Here is an 18,419-nt window from a genome sequence, read left to right on the forward strand (position 1 = left end):
AAAAAGTTACCATGTTTCACTATACAGACTCGGTTCCGCGACTATTTTAATCAATTGACTGAATACTATACGCACCCGGTAACCGCATTATCCCTCAGGCTTGTTGAAGGCGGTGGTGAATGTCTATTAATCTTAATAAGATAGAGTTCAGCTCTATAATCAAACAGAAAATATGCGCCTGAAATTGTCATCTCTCCTGGCAGCCGTTTCCCTGCTGTGTGGGCCAGCTTTTGCCGCCCCTGCGCTCCCCGACCGCGCCGATATCCGCGATAGCGGTTTCGTCTATTGCGTCAGCGGCCAGGTTAATACCTTTAACCCGCAGAAAGTCAGCAGCGGCCTGATTGTCGATACGCTGGCCGCTCAGCTCTACGATCGTCTGCTTGACGTCGATCCCTATACCTACCGGCTGGTCCCCGAGCTGGCGGAGAGCTGGGAAGTTCTCGATAACGGCGCCACCTACCGCTTTCACCTGCGCCGCCACGTCCCGTTTCAACGCACGGCGTGGTTTACCCCGACGCGGGACTTTAATGCCGATGACGTCATTTTTACCTTTGGCCGTATTTTTAACCGCGACCATCCGTGGCACAACGTCAACGGCAGCAGCTTCCCCTACTTCGACAGTCTGCAGTTTGCTGACAGCGTGGAGAGCGTCCGCAAGCTGGATAATCAGACCGTGGAGTTTCGCCTCAAGCGGCCGGACGCCTCGTTCCTCTGGCATCTGGCCACCCACTATGCGTCAATTACCTCTGCCGAATATGCCGCCCGCTTAATGCAGGACGACCGCCAGGAGCAACTGGATCGCCAGCCGGTTGGCACCGGCCCGTTCCAGCTTTCCGATTACCGCTCCGGACAATATGTTCGCCTGCAGCGCCACCCTGGCTACTGGCGCGGCAAACCGTTGATGCCCCAGGTGGTGGTCGACCTTGGCTCCGGCGGCACCGGCCGCCTGTCGAAACTGCTGACCGGAGAATGCGACGTGCTGGCCTGGCCAGCCGCCAGCCAGTTGACGATCCTGCGTGACGACCCGCGCCTGCGCCTGACGCTGCGCCCGGGAATGAACATCGCCTGGCTGGCCTTCAACACCGCTAAGCCGCCGCTGGATAACCCTGAGGTGCGCCATGCCCTGGCGCTGGCGATTAACAACCAGCGCCTGATGCAGTCCATCTACTATGGCACCGCGGAGACGGCGGCGTCCATGCTGCCGCGGGCCTCGTGGGCCTACGATAATGACGCTAAAATTACCGAATATAATCCGCAGGAGGCCCGCGCCCGCCTGAAAGCCCTGGGGCTGGAAAACCTGACCCTCAAGCTGTGGGTGCCCACCAGCTCGCAGGCGTGGAATCCCAGCCCGCTGAAAACGGCGGAGCTTATCCAGGCGGATATGGCGCAGATTGGCGTTAAGGTGATTATTGTGCCGGTAGAGGGACGTTTCCAGGAGGCGCGCCTGATGGATATGAGCCACGACCTGACGCTCTCCGGCTGGGCGACGGACAGTAACGATCCGGACAGTTTCTTCCGACCGCTGCTGAGCTGCGCGGCCATCGCCTCGCAAACCAACTTTGCCCACTGGTGTAACCGGGAGTTTGACGACGTGCTGCAAAAAGCGCTGCTCTCGCAGCAGCTCTCCTCGCGGATGGACGCTTACAAAGAGGCGCAGCGGATCCTCGCCCGCGAACTGCCGGTCCTGCCGCTGGCCTCGTCGCTGCGGCTGCAGGCCTTCCGCTATGATATGAAAGGCCTGGTGCTCAGCCCTTTCGGTAACGCTTCGTTCGCTGGCGTATCGCGGGAAAATACCGAAGAGGTGAAAAAGCCATGATTATTTTTACCCTGCGCCGTCTGCTGCTGCTGCTGATCACCCTCTTTTTTCTGACCTTTGTCGGTTTCAGCCTGAGCTATTTCACCCCTCATGCCCCACTGCAGGGCGCTTCCCTGTGGAATGCGTGGCTGTTCTGGTTTGAAGGGGTGCTGCACTGGGATTTCGGCGTATCCAGCATTAACGGCCAGCTGATTTCTGAGCAGTTGCGCGAGGTTTTCCCGGCGACCATGGAGCTGTGCATCCTCGCCTTCGGCTTTGCCCTGCTGATAGGCATTCCGGTGGGGATGATCGCCGGCGTAATGCGCAATAAATGGCCCGATACCCTGATCAGCGCCGTCGCGCTGGTCGGTTTCTCGATCCCGGTCTTCTGGCTGGCGCTGCTCCTGACCCTCTTCTTTTCCCTGACCCTCGGCTGGCTTCCGGTCTCCGGTCGCTTCGATCTGCTGTATGAGGTGAAAAACGTCACCGGTTTCGCGCTGATCGACGCCTGGCTTTCGGACTCGCCGTGGCGCCATGAGATGATCGTCAGCGCCGCCCGGCATATGGTGCTGCCGGTATTGACCCTGGCGGTCGCCCCCACCACTGAAGTGATCCGCCTGATGCGCATTAGCACCAGCGAGGTGTATGACACTAACTATGTAAAAGCGGCCGCCACCCGCGGCGTGTCGCGACGCAAAATTCTACTGCGCCATGTGCTGCACAACGCCCTGCCGCCGGTGATCCCGCGTCTCGGCCTGCAGTTTTCCACCATGCTCACCCTGGCGATGATCACTGAGATGGTGTTCAGCTGGCCTGGACTGGGCCGCTGGCTGATCAACGCCATTCGCCAGCAGGACTACGCGGCGATCTCCGCCGGAGTGATGGTGATTGGCGCGCTGGTGATTATTGTCAACGTGATTTCCGATATTCTCGGTGCCATGGCTAACCCACTGAAACATAAGGAATGGTATGCCCTACGATAGCACCTACAAAATAAATATTTTTGTCAATTAAAAACAATGAGTTAGATTTTCAAATTGTGCGATTTTTCTGATTTTAATACACAATTTTGTACACATTGTTTTTGACGTCATCTCCGACAGTCATCAGTTAGATGGCTGTCGGAGTTCCCTTCCTACGTTTCCTCCACAACTTCTATACTTTCAGTCTGAAGACTGGAGGTAACCATGTGCGGACGCTTCGCTCAATCACAACCCCGTGAAGAGTACCTGGCTTATTTGGCTGAAGAAGCCGAGCGGGATATCACTTGTGACCCCGAACCAATCAGCCGGTACAACGTGGCGCCAGGGACAAAGGATTTGCTCCGGAGTGAACGTGATGAGCAACTGCATCTCGATCCAGTTCACTGGGTTACGCACCTAGTTGGTGGGATAAACCACCACTGATTAATGCTCCAGTAGAAACCGCGGCGACAAGCAGAATGTTCAAGCCTCTATGGCAACATCGCTCACTCTTTCCTGCGCCGACAACTGGTGTAAATGAGTAGAACTAAAAGGTAGCCTTACTCCTTTACCATTTTAAAATGTCAAGAAATTATTTACTTATCATATAAAATGTGCAATTTGTGCTGATGACTTGCCACCAAATTCTTCGTGAAGATTACAGACATTTTTCATTCATAGTGGGCTAAATATTTTTGATAATTTTTCGGATTTTAGATCATAAGTCTGCTAATCTCTGTTCAAACACCATAGCGAGAACTGAGATGCTTACAACTATCATTTACCGTAGTCACGCACATAGTAGCATTTCAAGAACCTCAATCATGGAAATGATTGAGCTCGCAAATGCCCATAATATCAAGAGTGATGTCACTGGAATATTGATTTTTAATGGGATTCACTTTCTACAACTGCTTGAAGGCCCTGAGGCTCAGGTTAACGACATTTACACCAGGATCTGTAGAGATACTCGTCACTTTAATATTGTTGAACTCTTAAATGACGTTGCACCTTTCCGACGATTTGGTAATTCCGGGATGGAACTAATTGATATAGATTTACACAGTCATGAAGACTGCCTAAGAACAATTCTAAACCGTGGAACAGCAAAACATCAACTTCTTTATAATGACAGAGCATTGCGTTTTTTTAGAACATTCATAGAGTCCATACAACATGAAAAATACTATGAATTGCCGCCGGTTTCTGAATGGCAGTTTTCCAGGGAGCCCTTAATACCTGAAAGCCCTTATTTTTCTAGCTCCTTCATTATAAATCCAGTGGTAGACCCTCTCGTGAGAAAGGTCCATTCGTTCCAGTTCAGTAATCCCGTGACGACTGGTTTGTATGGAATGGGATTGTTACAGCATGATCTGGAATCAAAACGTGTTGCTCTTCTTGAAGCTGGTAGTTTCCTTCAGTCTGGACAAAGGGTTTCAATTAGCCTATTACCATTGACTATAATCAAGATTAGTGATGCCCCTTGTACGCTGCTTAAGTATATTGAGCAAAGCGGTCTTATCCCTGAACAAATTATCATCGAATTTTTAGAAAAAGATCTGTTCGCCAATATTGATGAATTTTTACATGCGCTACGAACACTTAAAAGTGCTGGAATAAGCGTTGCTATTAATGACTTTGGGTCTGGACATGCAGGATTACTCCTTCTGACAAAATTCCAGCCTGAAAAAATCAAAATTCATAGTGAGCTCATAAGAAACATTCACAAGGATGGTGCGAAACAAGCCGTAGTTCAAAGCATAATCAATTGCTGTGATACTCTCGAGATAAGAATATGCGCTACAGGAATCGAAAAAGCTGAAGAATGGATGTGGCTGGAGTCAGCAGGTATAGCTTACTTCCAGGGCCCCCTTTTTTCTGGCTACTCAGATGACGGCTTACCATTTGTAAGCTGGCCGGATCCTGTGGAGATTTAGTAACAGCAGAAAGCGGTGATGAATTTTAAGGCGTTTTACAGACATCGAATTTGAGATCAATAGACGCCTGATTGACTTTGACCACCTATGCCCGCTAGCCATGTAACCGTAGCAGCGCGCGAATAGATGAGGCAGTATGTCCCCGGACTGCAGGCAGTTGAGACTACCGAAGGCGGAGTACTACGCGCTGAGTATTTCTTCTTGCGCCCGGTCTCGCGTGCCATGAGTGACGTGAAAAACCAAGGGCCAGAACTTATCGAGGCTATTGAACGCCTATAAAATTATAACGTCCGCAATGCGCCAGTAGCTGACAGTTACAAAATCTCTGTAAGTTCAAATTCCTCAAATATAAGTTCCATTTCTTCAGAATAAGTGCCTTCACGCTCAAAATAACGCTTATGACCTTCATTCCAATACTCCAGACTTAAATCACCTTCACCTTCCTTACTGGCAAGTTCACTCGTCATTTCATTGAAGCGGATAACTTGCATCCTGAGAGTTCTGATCACGCACATTGGCTGCCCGGCTCCGTTAAGAATGATATTATAACTTCCAACGCAGGGAGCTTCGCCTCGTTCATGTTCATGGTGAAAAGATGCTATCGAAGAGCATGTCGCTGTTTTACTCCCACTCAAAACCAGTTGTACGAGTTCGTCAGCAAGTTCTGGGCTGTCGCCAAATTTCCATGCCAGTGCACCGGGATAAATGTTTTTTAATTCTTCAAGCTTTGCCATTTTCAGCCTTTGTTACTCTGATACGTTTAGAGGAAGTAACCTATTTCCGTTTAATATGAACTATCTGATTCAAATATTCATCTTTGTTGCGCTACCGCGAACGTCCGCTCCTCGCTCTAAGCGGACTGTAGTAGCAGCATAACCACTACCGTTAATGGCCAAATCATCTAACTTTGAGCAGGTCAAAGAACCTCGTAGTATAGCGTGGGGATAGCATTTCTCGTTTCATTTGCCAGGCGGTCTGGATCCCCTGCCCTGCAAAATACAGAGTTCCTCTTCCGTCTTTCGCGTTGAGATGGTCGAGAACTTCCATAAGCTTTTCACTGTTCTTCCGTGGCGCGTTGTCATCAAACAGGTTGAGCTGCGCTACGCCCTGGCTGTAGAAATCTCCCAGCATTACTCCTGCTTTCTGGTAGCGATGCCCGTCGCGCCAGATTACATCGAGACATTTTGTCGCCGCAGTGATGATATCCCGGCTATCCTGGGTCGGTGTAAGAAGCTTTACTGATGCACTGTTCCCGTAATACGGCTCGTTCAGCGCAAACGGGCTGGTTTTAACAAACGCAGAGATAAAGCGACAGTACTGATGCTCGCCACGAAGTTTCTCCGCTGCGCGTGATGCGTAGCTGCATATCGCCTGCCTCATCTCAAGGTATTCAGTGATACGGCCGCCGAACGAACGGCTGCACACGATTTCCTGCTTTACCGGCGCGAACTCCTCAAGCCCGAGGCATGGCTCGCCGCGCAGCTCCCGCACTGTTCTTTCCAGCATGACGTTGAAATGCTTCCGGATAAAACGGATATCGGTATCCGCCAGCTGCAGTACCGTTTTAATCCCGATGGCCTCCAGTTTTTTACTGATGCGGCGCCCGACGCCCCAGACCTCATCCACCGGAAGCAAAGCCATCAACTTCCTCTGCCTTTCCAGATTAGACAGATCCACCACTCCTCCGGTCTGTCGCTGCCACTGTTTCGCAGCGTGATTGGCCAGCTTTGCCAGGGTTTTAGTCTGGGCTATGCCGACGCCGACCGTGAGGTGCGTCCTGCGCAGAACCGTCTCACGAATTTCCCTGCCAAAATCGGTAAGATCGCGACAGTTACGAACACCAGTCAGATCGCAAAATGCCTCATCAATACTGTAAATTTCGCAGCGTGGAGAGAGTTCCTCCAGCGTTGTCATCACTCGGTTGGACATATCGGCATAAAGCTCATAGTTGCTGCTAAACGCGATAATACCGTGCCGGCGAAATATGTCCTTTTGCTTGAAATAAGGCTCACCCATTTTGACGAAGGGCTTCGCTTCTGGCGAGCGGGCGATCACACAGCCGTCGTTGTTTGACAGAACGACCACCGGACGCCCCTTCAGGTCAGGACGAAATACGGTCTCGCACGATGCATAAAATGAATTCACATCACAAAGCGCAAACATCTCAGCCAGCCGATTTGATGATGTAAGTTACGACCCCGAACACATCGAGTGTATCCTCACTACCGACGACAATTGGCGAATATGCAGGGTTCATTGGGTTAAGCTGAACCCGCGGATGCAGCTGCAGCTTCTTAACGGTGAATTCCCCATCCACAGCAGCAATAACGATATCACCATGAACTGCTGTCCTTGAGCTATCCACTACCAGAAGATCACCGTCCCCTATGCCGGCGTCTTTCATGCTGTCGCCGGCGGCTTTGACAAAATACGTCGCACTGGGGTGGTTAACGAGCAACTCGTTCAGATCGATACGTTGCTCAACGTAATCCTCCGCAGGACTAGGAAAACCACATTGCACAAGGTCGCTGTACAACGGGAGCAGCATAATCTGACGTAACTCAACGGGCGTGTAGAACTGCATAATAAACTCGCTCACAAAATACTGTTTTTATATACAGTAGTTTTATTCGCTAATCTGATCAATAGAGATTTTAACTATCAATCAGGAACACAGGGGGGAAACCAGTCACCTTTGAGCCACTGATATTGGTTTCACTTAGTGATTATGTTGTCTATGTGCCTGCTTTGAACTATCTTTTCTCAAAACCTGCTACTGCAAAATGGATATAAGATGTCACAGACGGACTTGCTGATTGTTGTTTTTACGCTGGGCATTTTAGCCTTTGGCTATTCCATATGGTTCATTTCGAACAGAATACTCTGCTCAATAGTTCATAGACTTACAAAGAATGTATGAATTGGGATGGTATAGACTCAAATTCATGATCCTTGTTCCTTTACTTCGGAAGGTACTTACAGACCGTCTTCGCTCTTAACCTATCACATCGGCTACCTGCTGCCGGGTTGTGCCCGTACCCAACATCCTGCGGCATCGCTCCACAACCTCAGTGGTCATTACCCGGCGGCGGCCGCCTACTCTCCCCTGCTCCCTCGCTGCGGCTAAACCGGCGCGGGTACGCTGCACTATTAACTCGCAAGCTATATAATAAGAAAAAGTTTCTTTACACTTAAAAGAAACATACTTACAGTTATAATCAAATCGTTACATATGAATCTTACTAATATTGCATTTTAATATTTAAGGATATTAAATGACAAAAGAAAGAATAGTGTGGATGGATATGATGAGAGGTTCTCTTATTCTTCTTGTCATCATTCAGCACTGGATATCTGATTTTAATTTATATAATGATTTATCTGAATCATTTATATACAATGGAATATATCAAGTTAAAATATTCTTTGCACCATATAGAATGGAGCTTTTGTTTTTCCTTTCTGGATTTATCGTTCACAAATCAATAAACAAAAACTTTATAATGTACCTTAAAGGAAAAATAAATAATTTACTGTACCCTTATATTTTATGGTCTCTTGTTTTTTTAACTCTGTACAATTTCTCATCATTGCTATCTGGTGAATATTTACAGACCTTACATTACTTGCAAAGAATAGTTATAGGCGCAACAAATTTAACATGGTTCTTGTATTTTCTTTTTTTATACTTCGTAACTTCACTAATAATAATTAGAAAAAAAATAAATACCGCTTACATACTAATATCAACTGTGGCCCTTTGCTATTTATTTTCAAACATTAACATTTACGATCGTGTTGGTGTTGAGTATTTAGAAGAGGGTGATATTTTTTACTATTTCATTTTCTTCTATCTTGGATGTTATTGTGGAGTAAAACAATACGACATTCAAAATTTATCAAATAATCCATTAGCACTCTTCATTGCTCTACTGTGTGTTATTGCTACTGCAATTATAAATTTTCATACTAACATTCAGAAAACCAGTTTATTATATTTGATTCCTGTGATACTAAGCATTCCTCTAGCAATATTTTTAGCCACACAGATAGAGAAAGTAAAAGCAATAAAAAGAACACTTACTCACATTAGCTTGAACTCCATTGTCTACTATTTAATGCATCTGGTATTATTAAGGGTGTTTACAAAAATTTTTGATGTGTCGCACTTCAATCAAAATTCCGCATTTCCAATAAAACTTGTGCTTACGCTACTCACAATTTATCTATTTATCCTTCTGAAAAGGAAATTTTCTTTATTAGATATTTTATTTCAACCTCCACATAGAAGGTTGACAGATAAAATCAATGTAACTTAAGGTATAAAATTAACACAGTAGGAAGGAGCTATCTTTTTACATTTAATTTAAATGAGCTTAATAATGGTAGCCCTACTGATATTAGTAAACCTAACCCCCAACCACAAAAATACGTAACAGCAACTGCCACAAGCATCATATAAAGCTGCGTTCCTGATGCCCGATGTTTGACTATTTGAACCCTCATTTAGATCACCTTTGAATCGGCCATCCCTGGCCGTTATTCTGTTCCGTTTTTACGATGACATGCTTGCTTCTATTGCCGCCAGGCGTTTTTCGATATCCTGCTGTTTTGCGATTGTCGCTCTGCTGATCCAGAAAAGTAACTCCTCCTTGCGAAATGCGTAGACGCTCCCTGCCATTCGCGCCTCCTGGATAACATTGCTCCCCGCCGCTCTGATAAGAGTACGCGTTTCCGGTACTGCCTCAACAACCATATTTCCTTCCTCGTCCAGTTCAGCCGGGGTGCCGGGTTTTACCTCCCACTCGTCATCCCACGTCTCAATGATGGCATCCTGCGCACTCCATTCGTCATAACAGAAAGCAGAATATCTCTGCCAGTCCAGGCCGTACTTATCCATAACGGCAATCGCCGCCTGTACCGTTGGACCTGAATGCAGTCTGGCGTCGTCGCCTTCTGCCATGTATTTATCAAGCCACTGCCATACGCCCGGCAACTGGCCGATTTCATAGAATGCGTCGGTTTCCGCCGGCGTGTCTGCCCGTGGGCGGGTTTTATGCGTCTCGTCTGACGTCCCGATAACGCTATTCGATGCAAAAACCTGCGACCAGCGACCTGTTGAGGTTCCGAGCGAATATGCGCCGTCAGCGTTCGGGTATGTATTCCCGTTTACTGACAAGTTCCCGCCGGTTTCCAGGCTCATTACCGTCGTAGACGTGGCAACAATCCTTTGCGTGTAGGTGGTTCCACCATTGACGTAGAACTCCAGGGCTTTAGCTCCTGACGCGCCACCATAGCCAATGGCTGAAGAGTATGTAGACCTGTGGGCGTTTGCTACCGACACCCCGTTGACAGTCACTGACGTCGCGATTACAGCATTGAAGTTGCGGTCATTATAGAACGTGTACGGCGGAATTTGCGCCTGATCGATGGTCAGAGTGTCACCCACCGCCCCGGTGTTTCCTTGTACGAGGTAACGGTTAGACGATGTTCCGTCACTGTTCAGCAGACGCTTAATCAGCCGAACTTGACCGGTCACGCCGGTTGATGAGCCGCCGGTGATATACAGAGGTATACCCACAGCAACGTACGGTAGGTATGCCGCAGGCACGGTGATGATGGTGGTGCCGTTGCTGTTGACAGTTGTCACTGTTGCGCTGAATGCAACTTTGAAAGCAGCTTCAAGCGTGCAGCCACCTGTCACCATTTTCCGATCGAGCGTATATCCAGGGGTCAGCGTCGGGGAGATGATGTAACCATTCTGCGTACGTCGCACATGCGACCACGGCCCGATGATATCACCAGGGAAGAACAGACCACCGCCCAGAGAGCTGTCCAGCCCCACAGGATTGGTGACCGGACTTAACACGGAATTACCGTTCGTTTCCGGGATGTAGTTTCCGCAACCAGCTGGAAACAATGGAACGCCACCCTGATAAGCCTCTACCGCAATAAGCGTTATCGGCGTGCTACCATCAGCGGGCACATCTACCACAACCCCACAATTTCGCGCATACGTGTACAGGCCATCCCATGCCGTCAGCCTTTTATTCGGGATCATCGCCATTTTTGTCCCATTGCCGAAATCAAACATATGCTCGGCAAAGGACTTATATAGCGCTTCATCTGTGTTCGGGCCGTCCTGGCTTGCGGCAGTAATCCAGGCGTAAATATTACGCGGATTAAAATTCCCTGAATGGTCTTTATACCAGATGCAAATATGTGACTTAACTGAGGGGGTTTGCCATGGCAACATGACTGGTTTTGCGTTTATTTGTAATCCGTTTGCGTTAAACATTTCTTTCGCATACGGGCGGTTACGTATTGAATCCCAGTCAGTACCACTAAATACATATACGTTATATGTACCGTAGTAAAAATCGAATCCGCCATGTCGGAATGCTCCCAGATCTCGGATTGGGGTTCCCCACGCAAATTGTGATACACCGTTCGGCGTATCGTAATGGTAGAAGCCGTCCGGGTAAAGCGAGTTACCACCATCATCCGTTGTCGGGAAACACCCACCCTCAAAGCGCAGTGATGAGTATTCTGTAAAGTTATCTTTATACTGGCTGATAAGTTTAAGCTCAAGGCCGGAAAGACGCGACGCCTTGCCATTGAATCCCCATGCGCTTACAGTCAAGAAATTGTAGGTCCATTCAGTATAAACAGCTAAAAATGAATGATTTTGCGCTGTTGAGTATACAGTCCCGTAACGCGCGTTATAATCTTTTGCTGCTGCCGGCCCCCAGTAACCACCAGAGACATTCAGAACAGTACCAGTACACACGGCGATATATTCGGGTATATCACCGGACACGTTGGCCGCATTCCGCCATGCCAGACGGTTGGTTACTTCACAGTTGTACAGAGCTGACCAGTCACAACCATTGCGGTACGTACCCCGGCGACCGCCCATAAATTTACTGTTGTAGTGGGTGGTGCGGTTAAAGTTGCCAAAACGGGTAGTGATACCCGCATTAACCCATGCAGGAACAATATATTCATAATCGATTTCATTATTGTCAAAAGCGTGGCCATTTTTATTAAACTCGGTCGCCTCAACTTCTGCTGTTGTTTCAACAACGGCCCACAAGCAATCCTCACGAACTACGGTACCATGCGTAGAAAACCCTTCCGGGTTTAAAACCAGAATCCCTACCCCAGCAGAACATGAATCGCGTAAAGAGCGAATATCATGGTCTCCAGAAATGGTTCCACCGTAAATGTTAACGTTCTGTAGGCTAACTGAACCCCAATAAATACCTTTGTTTACAGCCTCCCATTTTTCTGTAATCTCATCCACGCCATGTTGGAAACCGTTAAGGCGTTTACCTGTAACCGAGTATTTATACGAAGCCCCAGCCTGAATAAAGACCCTGGATTTATTCAAATAATAATCAACACCAGTATAGAGCTTGGCATATTTTTTACCAATTCTATAGTCGTTTGTTGGCACTATAATATCGAGGCGAGCCCCACCATCATATGTTTTACGGTCATTAGCAGTAGATATTCCAAGAGTTAAATGTGATTCAATTCCATTTATCACTTGACCAAGACATACAAAGTTGTCGGTTGTTTGGTCTAGAAGTTTTGCAAATGAATACGACTTAGCGCCATTACTCAGGACGCTAATTTCGCCATAACTCACATCCAGCGCATACTCTACACCATTTGCGTTATAAATCTTCGCCTCATCAACTACATGACTTCCTGCCTTCGATAGATCTGTATTACCTGTTTTAATCCATATACCTGCACCACCATCATAGGCGAAATAAAACCCTCTGACCCTTATTGCGGTATAATCAGTGGTCACATTAAAAAGAGAAACAGCATCAGGAAGCCATTGTCCTAACTGGTACTGGATTTGCTGACGGATATCATTGTCACCAATAGCAACAAGATACTGAGAATCATTTTCCCAGCTCGTTGCATCAGTGCCTGTAGTCGTAAATCCAATAGGCGCACTTGCAGCAAGGCGATATGCCACGCCATTATAAACTGTGACCTGACTGCGATTTGTAAATGTAACTGGCCCGTCAACATAATCTTTCAGCCACGAATAGCCTGAGGCTGCGAGCATGTCGTTGAATTCATCTCTTTGCCCCGTGATTTGTGCCGTGAATTGATCATGTTGTTCTGAAATCTGGCCTTCAAACTGGTTTTTCTGAGCAGTTATTTGCGTGGCAAACTGATCCCGCTGCGATGCAATCTGGGTGGCAAAGTCAGATTCAATTCCGTGCCATGTTTTTCTTTCTTTTCCGAAACGATCTTTCCAGATAGCTTCCGTAATACTATTGACTGCCACATCAAGATTCTTGGCATTCAACAGTAATATTGCAGGCGAAGAGGAGCCAATGTTCTCGATATCGGCCATATGTCATGCTCCAGAAATGAAAAAACCCGCTAAAGCGGGTCTATGGATGGTAATAGGTCATGTAAAGTCTTAAGTAGCGTCGCCGGGGTATGTGGTGTCGTCGTACTGGTAGAACGATTCGAGGTATTCTTTAGCGGTGACCTGACAGGTTCCGTCTGACTGCGGAGCGATCTCCTCTACAATGGCGTCGTAGACGTGGCGCGTTGAGCCGCAGAACACCAGGCGGATCGGCTCGATGGTTGCCGACGACAGGTCAACCCGCATGGGATCATCAAACTCGCTCAGGTGCGGGACTGACAGCTGAAAATCACCCACCCTGCTCGCCACCATCAGCCCGGATGCAGAGCCATCCTGATAGCGGATCAGCGCGCGGGGATTTTCGAAAGACCAGTCCAGCGGCTCCGTGACGGTGAACGTTGTCACGCCACCAGCCGTTGTCATCGCCTCTACCAGACAGGAAATCGTGTTGTTGCCCGGAATATCATCCGTGAGCACTATGCGATCGCCCGTGTTGTAGCACAGCGCGTCCAGCTCGGTAGTGGTCTGGAACGTCACCCGCTGCTGCAGGTATTTCATCAGGCGACGCATCCCGATTTGGTAGGCGTGATCCTGATTCAGTACCCCATCGAGTTTGTAATTCTCTATTTTCACCGGCGTGGGATTATCAGGCGTCCGGCATTTAACGGTCTCCTCTGCCCAGGTAGTCCCGTTGATGTACGTCACGTCGACACCATCAAAATCATCATCTGAGGGCACGGTAAATCCGCTCTGCAGCTCCTCCACCATCTCATGAGGAGTGATCACACCGGTCCAGGGCTTAATCCCTTCCCTGTTTACCGTCGCCAGGCCATCGCTCAGCAGAAAACGTGACTTCCCGGCATTGGCTATCATCTGCAGCATTTCCAGCGCCGAGATACTGTCGCCTGTAGCAAAGTCGAAATACTCGCTGCGTGGCGTCCAGTATGCAGACTCCAGCGCGTTGATGGTGTCGACATCCATCTCCAGTCCCAGCGAGTTCCCGACATGCAGCAACGCCCCAGAAATGGTTCTGGCCGTTCCTGAGTCATAGGCCCGCGTGGCCACAACGTTTACGCGGCGGTCCGACTGAGCCGCCAATTTGCCCCCCGTTTCAACGGTCACCGCCATCAGCGACACGCCGGGATAGGATGAAGGGCGCGTCAGCAGTCGCCCGCGCAGTGCCTGCCAGTACATCGAATCCCTGGCGTTGTTTGAGCCCTGCTCATTGCGCCGACGGCAGCGAACCTCTACCAGTCCCGGAGAACTGAGGGTGATCCGCTCAGTGAAACCTAACCCGTTGATGTTTTTAAGCGCGTACTCTCCCTGGTGACTTACCCACCCCGATCCGGAACCGTAGACGCGATACTGAATCTCCCACTCAACATGCCGGAGCCGCTTTTTCCCCTTACTGTCGAAGCCACAGATGCCGTTCGGGAAGGAGAAATTCACCTCGAACGCATCCACCACTTCATTTTCAGGGCATACGAGGAACGGCCCCAGCCAGCTCAGCGTGTCGTTAAGGCCAGAAGCCTCATAGTCGATCATCGTGCGGGCGGTGAATCCCGGCCATGACTCATCAACGGCACCATTAACCAGGCGCGCCACTGTCGCCGTTGTGCCGTCGGCCGAGACAATCCGGTACTCATTCCCGCGGTGAGCAAGTGAAAGCCGTTGCACCCCCTCTGGCATGCCGGAAAAGGCCGTTCCCGTGGCGCTGTTATAGGCAAGCGTCACATTCGCCGTTACCGCCGGGCTGCCGCCGGTTGATGCCGTGCCGGAGGTGTAAACCGGGGCATCACCGAAAACAGCTGCAGGCAGCGAAGAGGACGTGATCTCCCCACCCGCGAACGGACTGGCCGACTCGGTTATTAGTACGGTGCCGCCGTTGTCCCGCGCAACCAGGCCGGAACCAGTGAGTCCCTCGGTGATTGCCGCCAGCAGTCCCGACATCGAGACGTAGTTAGCCACCAGCGACACCGGGTAGGTAACCCCCTGCCAGGTGATCGTGAACGTGCTGGAGTTGGTCGAAAAATCGTAGGTGGTCGGGGCCGCACTGGCCTGGAGTTTTGCCGCACTCCCCCCGGTGCCAGGCACTGCAGCCTGACCGGGGGTATATGACGCGATAAACAGATCGTAATCGACTGAGTTAAACCCTAGGGTTACCGGCATACCTACTACCGGCGCGATCTCCGTCAGCAGCGGGCTTGCGATAACACTGTATCCAGCCGCCGAAGTGATCTGGTAGTTCGCCGGGGCTTTCAGTTCGACCACGGCGCCAGTGACCCAGCTGGGCGGTAGCGCGTTATCGTTCTCGTCATTATCGTCATCATCATCCGTATCCAACCCGGTAAACGTTACGCTCGAACCGGATACGGTCATGCTGTCTGCGATAATGTCATCTGCGTCCGGCGACGTCTGGGCCATATCCAGCCCGGTGCCGGATGATGTCCCTCCGACCTCCGTACTGTTGACCCAGTTTTCACTGCGCTCATCGCCGGAAACGTCCGCGCCTGGCGGAAAATAGGTGATGTTGAAACCCGGCAGCGTTGAAGCTGGCGTACTGCCAACCCGGATATCGCCAGTGGTATAAATCAGTTCACCGACACCGAGACACAGCAGCATCTGGACGCGCATTTTCGTAGGATCGGCGGCATCGAACCGGGTAACGGGCTGGACCACATAATCCGGGTAGATACGCACCCGGCCAAACACCTCACGAATGGCATCACCGAGTTTTGCGGTGTTGGCCCGCGCCGGGTTCAGGTCGAGACTCCGCCCTGTGGATGAGGTATAGCCGCCCGTATCAATGGTGCTCATCAAAACAAGCGAATAGGCTGCAGCGGCAACGGAGATACCGATACCGATCCACGCGATTGTGGCGGCCTCCAGCCCGAATGGAACCGGATAAAGCCTGACATCACTATCAGGGCGAATCACGCAGGTGGCCCACTCACCTGGAGGAATTAACACCCCCTCAACCTCAACGGTAAGCGGTGGGACATCCCGCTCCTCGTAGCCTTCAACATTTGCCACCAGCCAGCTGCGAATACTGGTTACACCATGCTCATGCGTTTCGAGTGGTTCACCGGGAAGCCGGGACGGGTAAAAACGAATGGTCATTGCCAGAACTCCACTTTGACAAATCGGCGCTTAAACCGCGGCAACGGCAGAAAGATGACGTTCGTTCCCGGATTGCATTCCGCCACGTGCAGCAAACCATCGATACTGACCACGATCCCCACATGGGTGACGGTCGACCCGGAATAGCAGGCCACTCCAGCCCCTTCGCAGGGTTCGCAGCGCTCAAGGGTAAGCATCATCCGGCGCGCTTCCCGGTCGAGGCCGCCGTCGTCTTTGGTTACCCCAGCAAAATCGGGCCAGACGGGTAAATTCAGATCGCGGCGTATCTCGTTCACAATGCCGAAGCAGTCAAGTAGCGGGTAGGCTCTACCGCCCTTCTGCCATTTAACAGAACGGTATTTATCAGGGTTGAACATTGGGATTCCTTAGCTGATATAACGCAGTCCGGGGAATACAGGTAGCGTGTAGCGGTAACGTGGCCAGGCTGTATCAAGGATATTCATATAACCCGCGGTAATCTGCGCCTCTGTCGCCGTCCAGTAACCAGACTTGATTTTCAGCGTATACGGCACTTCCGCAGGGGCCGCTAAATCAGTGGAGATATAACGCCGGTACGTCAGCGATGCAGGCAATCTGTTAGCTAGGGCATTGCGGATCGCCGTGGACACAACACCATCGATATTGCACAAGGCAAATTTGAGGTCCTGCGTGCCGTCCGCATTGCGCGCCGGCAGCGCAATGTCTATCGCACAGGCGGTAAACGTTACGGTATCGCCGTTCTCCGTCGTTGCCGTGATGTTCTCGTAACCCTGGCACAGATAATGGACGTCAGAACCAATGGTGATCTGCAGCGTCTCAATGATCACCTCCAGCCCGCTGCTGGCGTAGAGGCGGTTGAGTATTGTCATGATTTTTACCCAATAAAAAAGGCCACCCGAAGGTGACCTTAAAAATTGGTGTCGAATGTGGGAGTACCCTCACCGGCAGGATCGCTATTCCGCGCTTTATTTCACGCTCCGGCTACGGAGCGGCATGAAGGACTTTCTCACAAATCGACACAAGTGATTATTAAGGTGAAACGGTTTTAATCAAGCCTTTGGCCACTCCTTATTCAGCGCAATATCCAGCAGTGAGCTGCCGACGATCCATTCCGGGTAATTACCCCATGGGGCAGGAGCAAGGGGGCGTTCCCATAATTCAAGCGTCGCTGTGTACTTCCAGTAAATCGGGGCCACCAGTACCGGTCCCTGATAAATATCTGTAAAGCGGCATTTGTAAAACTTAATGCCTGCCGGCGTCTGCAGCTTCATCATGAACCACGCTGCCCCGTCAGATAACGCATCACGGAACCAGGACTCAAACGCCAGGCCCTGCGCATCGGTTTCCATAAACCAGGTGATGCTGGCCTGCGTCGGCGTGGACGTATAAGCTCGCCTTTGCCGCGCGCGGCCGGTGGTTAACTGGGTTCGTTTTAACGGGCTGACAGGCTGGAATCCGTACCCTTCCTGTAATGGCATAGGGAGGCTGTCATGTGGGTAGTAGATATCAGTCATGCAGTCTCCCGGTAAAGTATCTCGAATAAAATTTCACCATTAACCTCAGGAGGGTATTCATTTCAGAATAAAGCACGATGGAATCGAAGAAATCTCTGATTTTTTGGTTCAGATTAACGAAGATAAAAATCTTATTAAATCGACACAAACACACAAGGCGATATATTTATCAACTCATTTCAAGAGCCAAAATAAATAAAAAAGCAGCATTATCAATATATTAGTTTTATTTGCTTTAATGTGAGATTAAATTTTTTCGGCACAGCCCATGCCAAAATAAAAAAGGGCGATGTGCCGACAGGCAATATACGTCAATGTGACTGCTTGTTTAAAAGCAACTCCTGAAGAAGAAGCGCAATAGAAACAAAGATCAAAACCCCACAAAAAACAATTTTTGCAAAATCATAGTTAAATACGGTTGTAAGCGTATCATTATTATATAAGTGATTATGCCTATAGGAATAAGTTGTGTAGATGTCATCGCATATTTCAAGAATTCCACCGACAATCAAAACAAGCCAAAGAAATGAAAACTTCACTCGGACCTCCTTACGTTTACGTCTCCTATTGAAGATAAGTCCGCCAATAAAAAGAGGAATCATAAAAGCTATGAAGTCTTTAAATGTAAATGTTAACAACGCTTCCATTAATAAGATCCTTGTGTTTTCTTGCATCTACTCAGATTGTTAG

General features: G+C 49.4%; 13 protein-coding genes and 2 pseudogenes. 5 read left to right on the top strand and 10 right to left on the bottom strand.

What is annotated here, in order from left to right; translation table 11 throughout:
* Positions 1–172 precede the first annotated feature (172 nt).
* The 4 genes and pseudogenes from sapA to KHQ26_RS05155 all read left to right on the top strand — a co-directional run bounded on the left by sapA (position 173) and on the right by KHQ26_RS05155 (position 4,694).
* A complete protein-coding gene (gene sapA / locus KHQ26_RS05140) occupies positions 173–1,816 on the top strand; it encodes an ABC transporter substrate-binding protein SapA (protein ID WP_020803565.1) in 1,644 nt (547 codons plus the stop codon).
* Positions 1,813–2,778: a putrescine export ABC transporter permease SapB gene (gene sapB / locus KHQ26_RS05145; protein ID WP_002901816.1), complete on the top strand. Its 966-nt coding sequence runs from the start codon at positions 1,813–1,815 to the stop codon at positions 2,776–2,778. The genes sapA and sapB overlap by 4 nt, the downstream gene beginning before the upstream one ends.
* Positions 2,779–2,982: 204 nt before the next feature.
* Positions 2,983–3,260 (top strand): annotated as a pseudogene (locus tag KHQ26_RS05150) (SOS response-associated peptidase family protein); the annotation flags it as partial.
* A 261-nt stretch (positions 3,261–3,521) separates the two neighbouring features.
* Complete coding sequence (locus KHQ26_RS05155; protein WP_065762267.1) at positions 3,522–4,694, top strand: diguanylate phosphodiesterase; 1,173 nt, start codon at positions 3,522–3,524, stop codon at positions 4,692–4,694.
* Positions 4,695–5,008: 314 nt separating this feature from the next.
* On the opposite strand, the gene KHQ26_RS05160 is transcribed toward KHQ26_RS05155, so the two are convergent.
* The 4 genes and pseudogenes from KHQ26_RS05160 to KHQ26_RS25980 form a co-directional block, all read right to left on the bottom strand.
* A complete protein-coding gene (locus KHQ26_RS05160; protein ID WP_012540023.1) occupies positions 5,009–5,428 on the bottom strand; it encodes an ASCH domain-containing protein in 420 nt (139 codons plus the stop codon).
* 163 nt (positions 5,429–5,591) lie between these two features.
* Positions 5,592–6,857, bottom strand: a complete 1,266-nt coding sequence (locus tag KHQ26_RS05165) for a Y-family DNA polymerase (protein WP_186932015.1) — start codon at positions 6,855–6,857, stop codon at positions 5,592–5,594.
* Position 6,858: 1 nt separating this feature from the next.
* Complete coding sequence (locus KHQ26_RS05170; protein WP_186932014.1) at positions 6,859–7,278, bottom strand: translesion error-prone DNA polymerase V autoproteolytic subunit; 420 nt, start codon at positions 7,276–7,278, stop codon at positions 6,859–6,861.
* A gap of 376 nt (positions 7,279–7,654) precedes the next feature.
* A pseudogene (locus tag KHQ26_RS25980) lies at positions 7,655–7,851 on the bottom strand (DNA-invertase); the annotation flags it as partial.
* Positions 7,852–7,969: 118 nt separating this feature from the next.
* On the opposite strand from KHQ26_RS25980, the gene KHQ26_RS05175 reads away from it, so the two are divergent.
* Positions 7,970–9,013: an acyltransferase family protein gene (locus KHQ26_RS05175; RefSeq protein ID WP_211777853.1), complete on the top strand. Its 1,044-nt coding sequence runs from the start codon at positions 7,970–7,972 to the stop codon at positions 9,011–9,013.
* 236 nt (positions 9,014–9,249) lie between these two features.
* Here KHQ26_RS05175 and KHQ26_RS05180 read toward each other — a convergent pair whose 3' ends face one another.
* The 6 genes from KHQ26_RS05180 to KHQ26_RS05205 form a co-directional block, all read right to left on the bottom strand.
* The gene (locus KHQ26_RS05180; protein ID WP_186932012.1) at positions 9,250–13,077 is read right to left on the bottom strand and encodes a tail fiber domain-containing protein; all 3,828 of its coding nucleotides are present in this window, start codon (positions 13,075–13,077) and stop codon (positions 9,250–9,252) included.
* 69 nt (positions 13,078–13,146) lie between these two features.
* Positions 13,147–16,215: a host specificity factor TipJ family phage tail protein gene (locus tag KHQ26_RS05185; protein WP_132349597.1), complete on the bottom strand. Its 3,069-nt coding sequence runs from the start codon at positions 16,213–16,215 to the stop codon at positions 13,147–13,149.
* The gene (locus KHQ26_RS05190; protein ID WP_132349599.1) at positions 16,212–16,592 is read right to left on the bottom strand and encodes a nitrite transporter; all 381 of its coding nucleotides are present in this window, start codon (positions 16,590–16,592) and stop codon (positions 16,212–16,214) included. The genes KHQ26_RS05185 and KHQ26_RS05190 overlap by 4 nt, the downstream gene beginning before the upstream one ends.
* Positions 16,593–16,601: 9 nt before the next feature.
* Positions 16,602–17,084, bottom strand: coding sequence for a DUF1833 family protein (locus tag KHQ26_RS05195; protein WP_132349601.1), 483 nt, complete (start codon positions 17,082–17,084; stop codon positions 16,602–16,604).
* A gap of 180 nt (positions 17,085–17,264) precedes the next feature.
* The gene (locus KHQ26_RS05200) at positions 17,265–17,729 is read right to left on the bottom strand and encodes a hypothetical protein (protein WP_004190622.1); all 465 of its coding nucleotides are present in this window, start codon (positions 17,727–17,729) and stop codon (positions 17,265–17,267) included.
* A gap of 311 nt (positions 17,730–18,040) precedes the next feature.
* Positions 18,041–18,376, bottom strand: a complete 336-nt coding sequence (locus tag KHQ26_RS05205; protein WP_015958316.1) for a hypothetical protein — start codon at positions 18,374–18,376, stop codon at positions 18,041–18,043.
* Between the last annotated feature and the right edge of the window lie 43 nt (positions 18,377–18,419).

This window comes from Klebsiella sp. 10 (assembly GCF_018223925.1).
Classification (GTDB): domain Bacteria; phylum Pseudomonadota; class Gammaproteobacteria; order Enterobacterales; family Enterobacteriaceae; genus Klebsiella; species Klebsiella pneumoniae.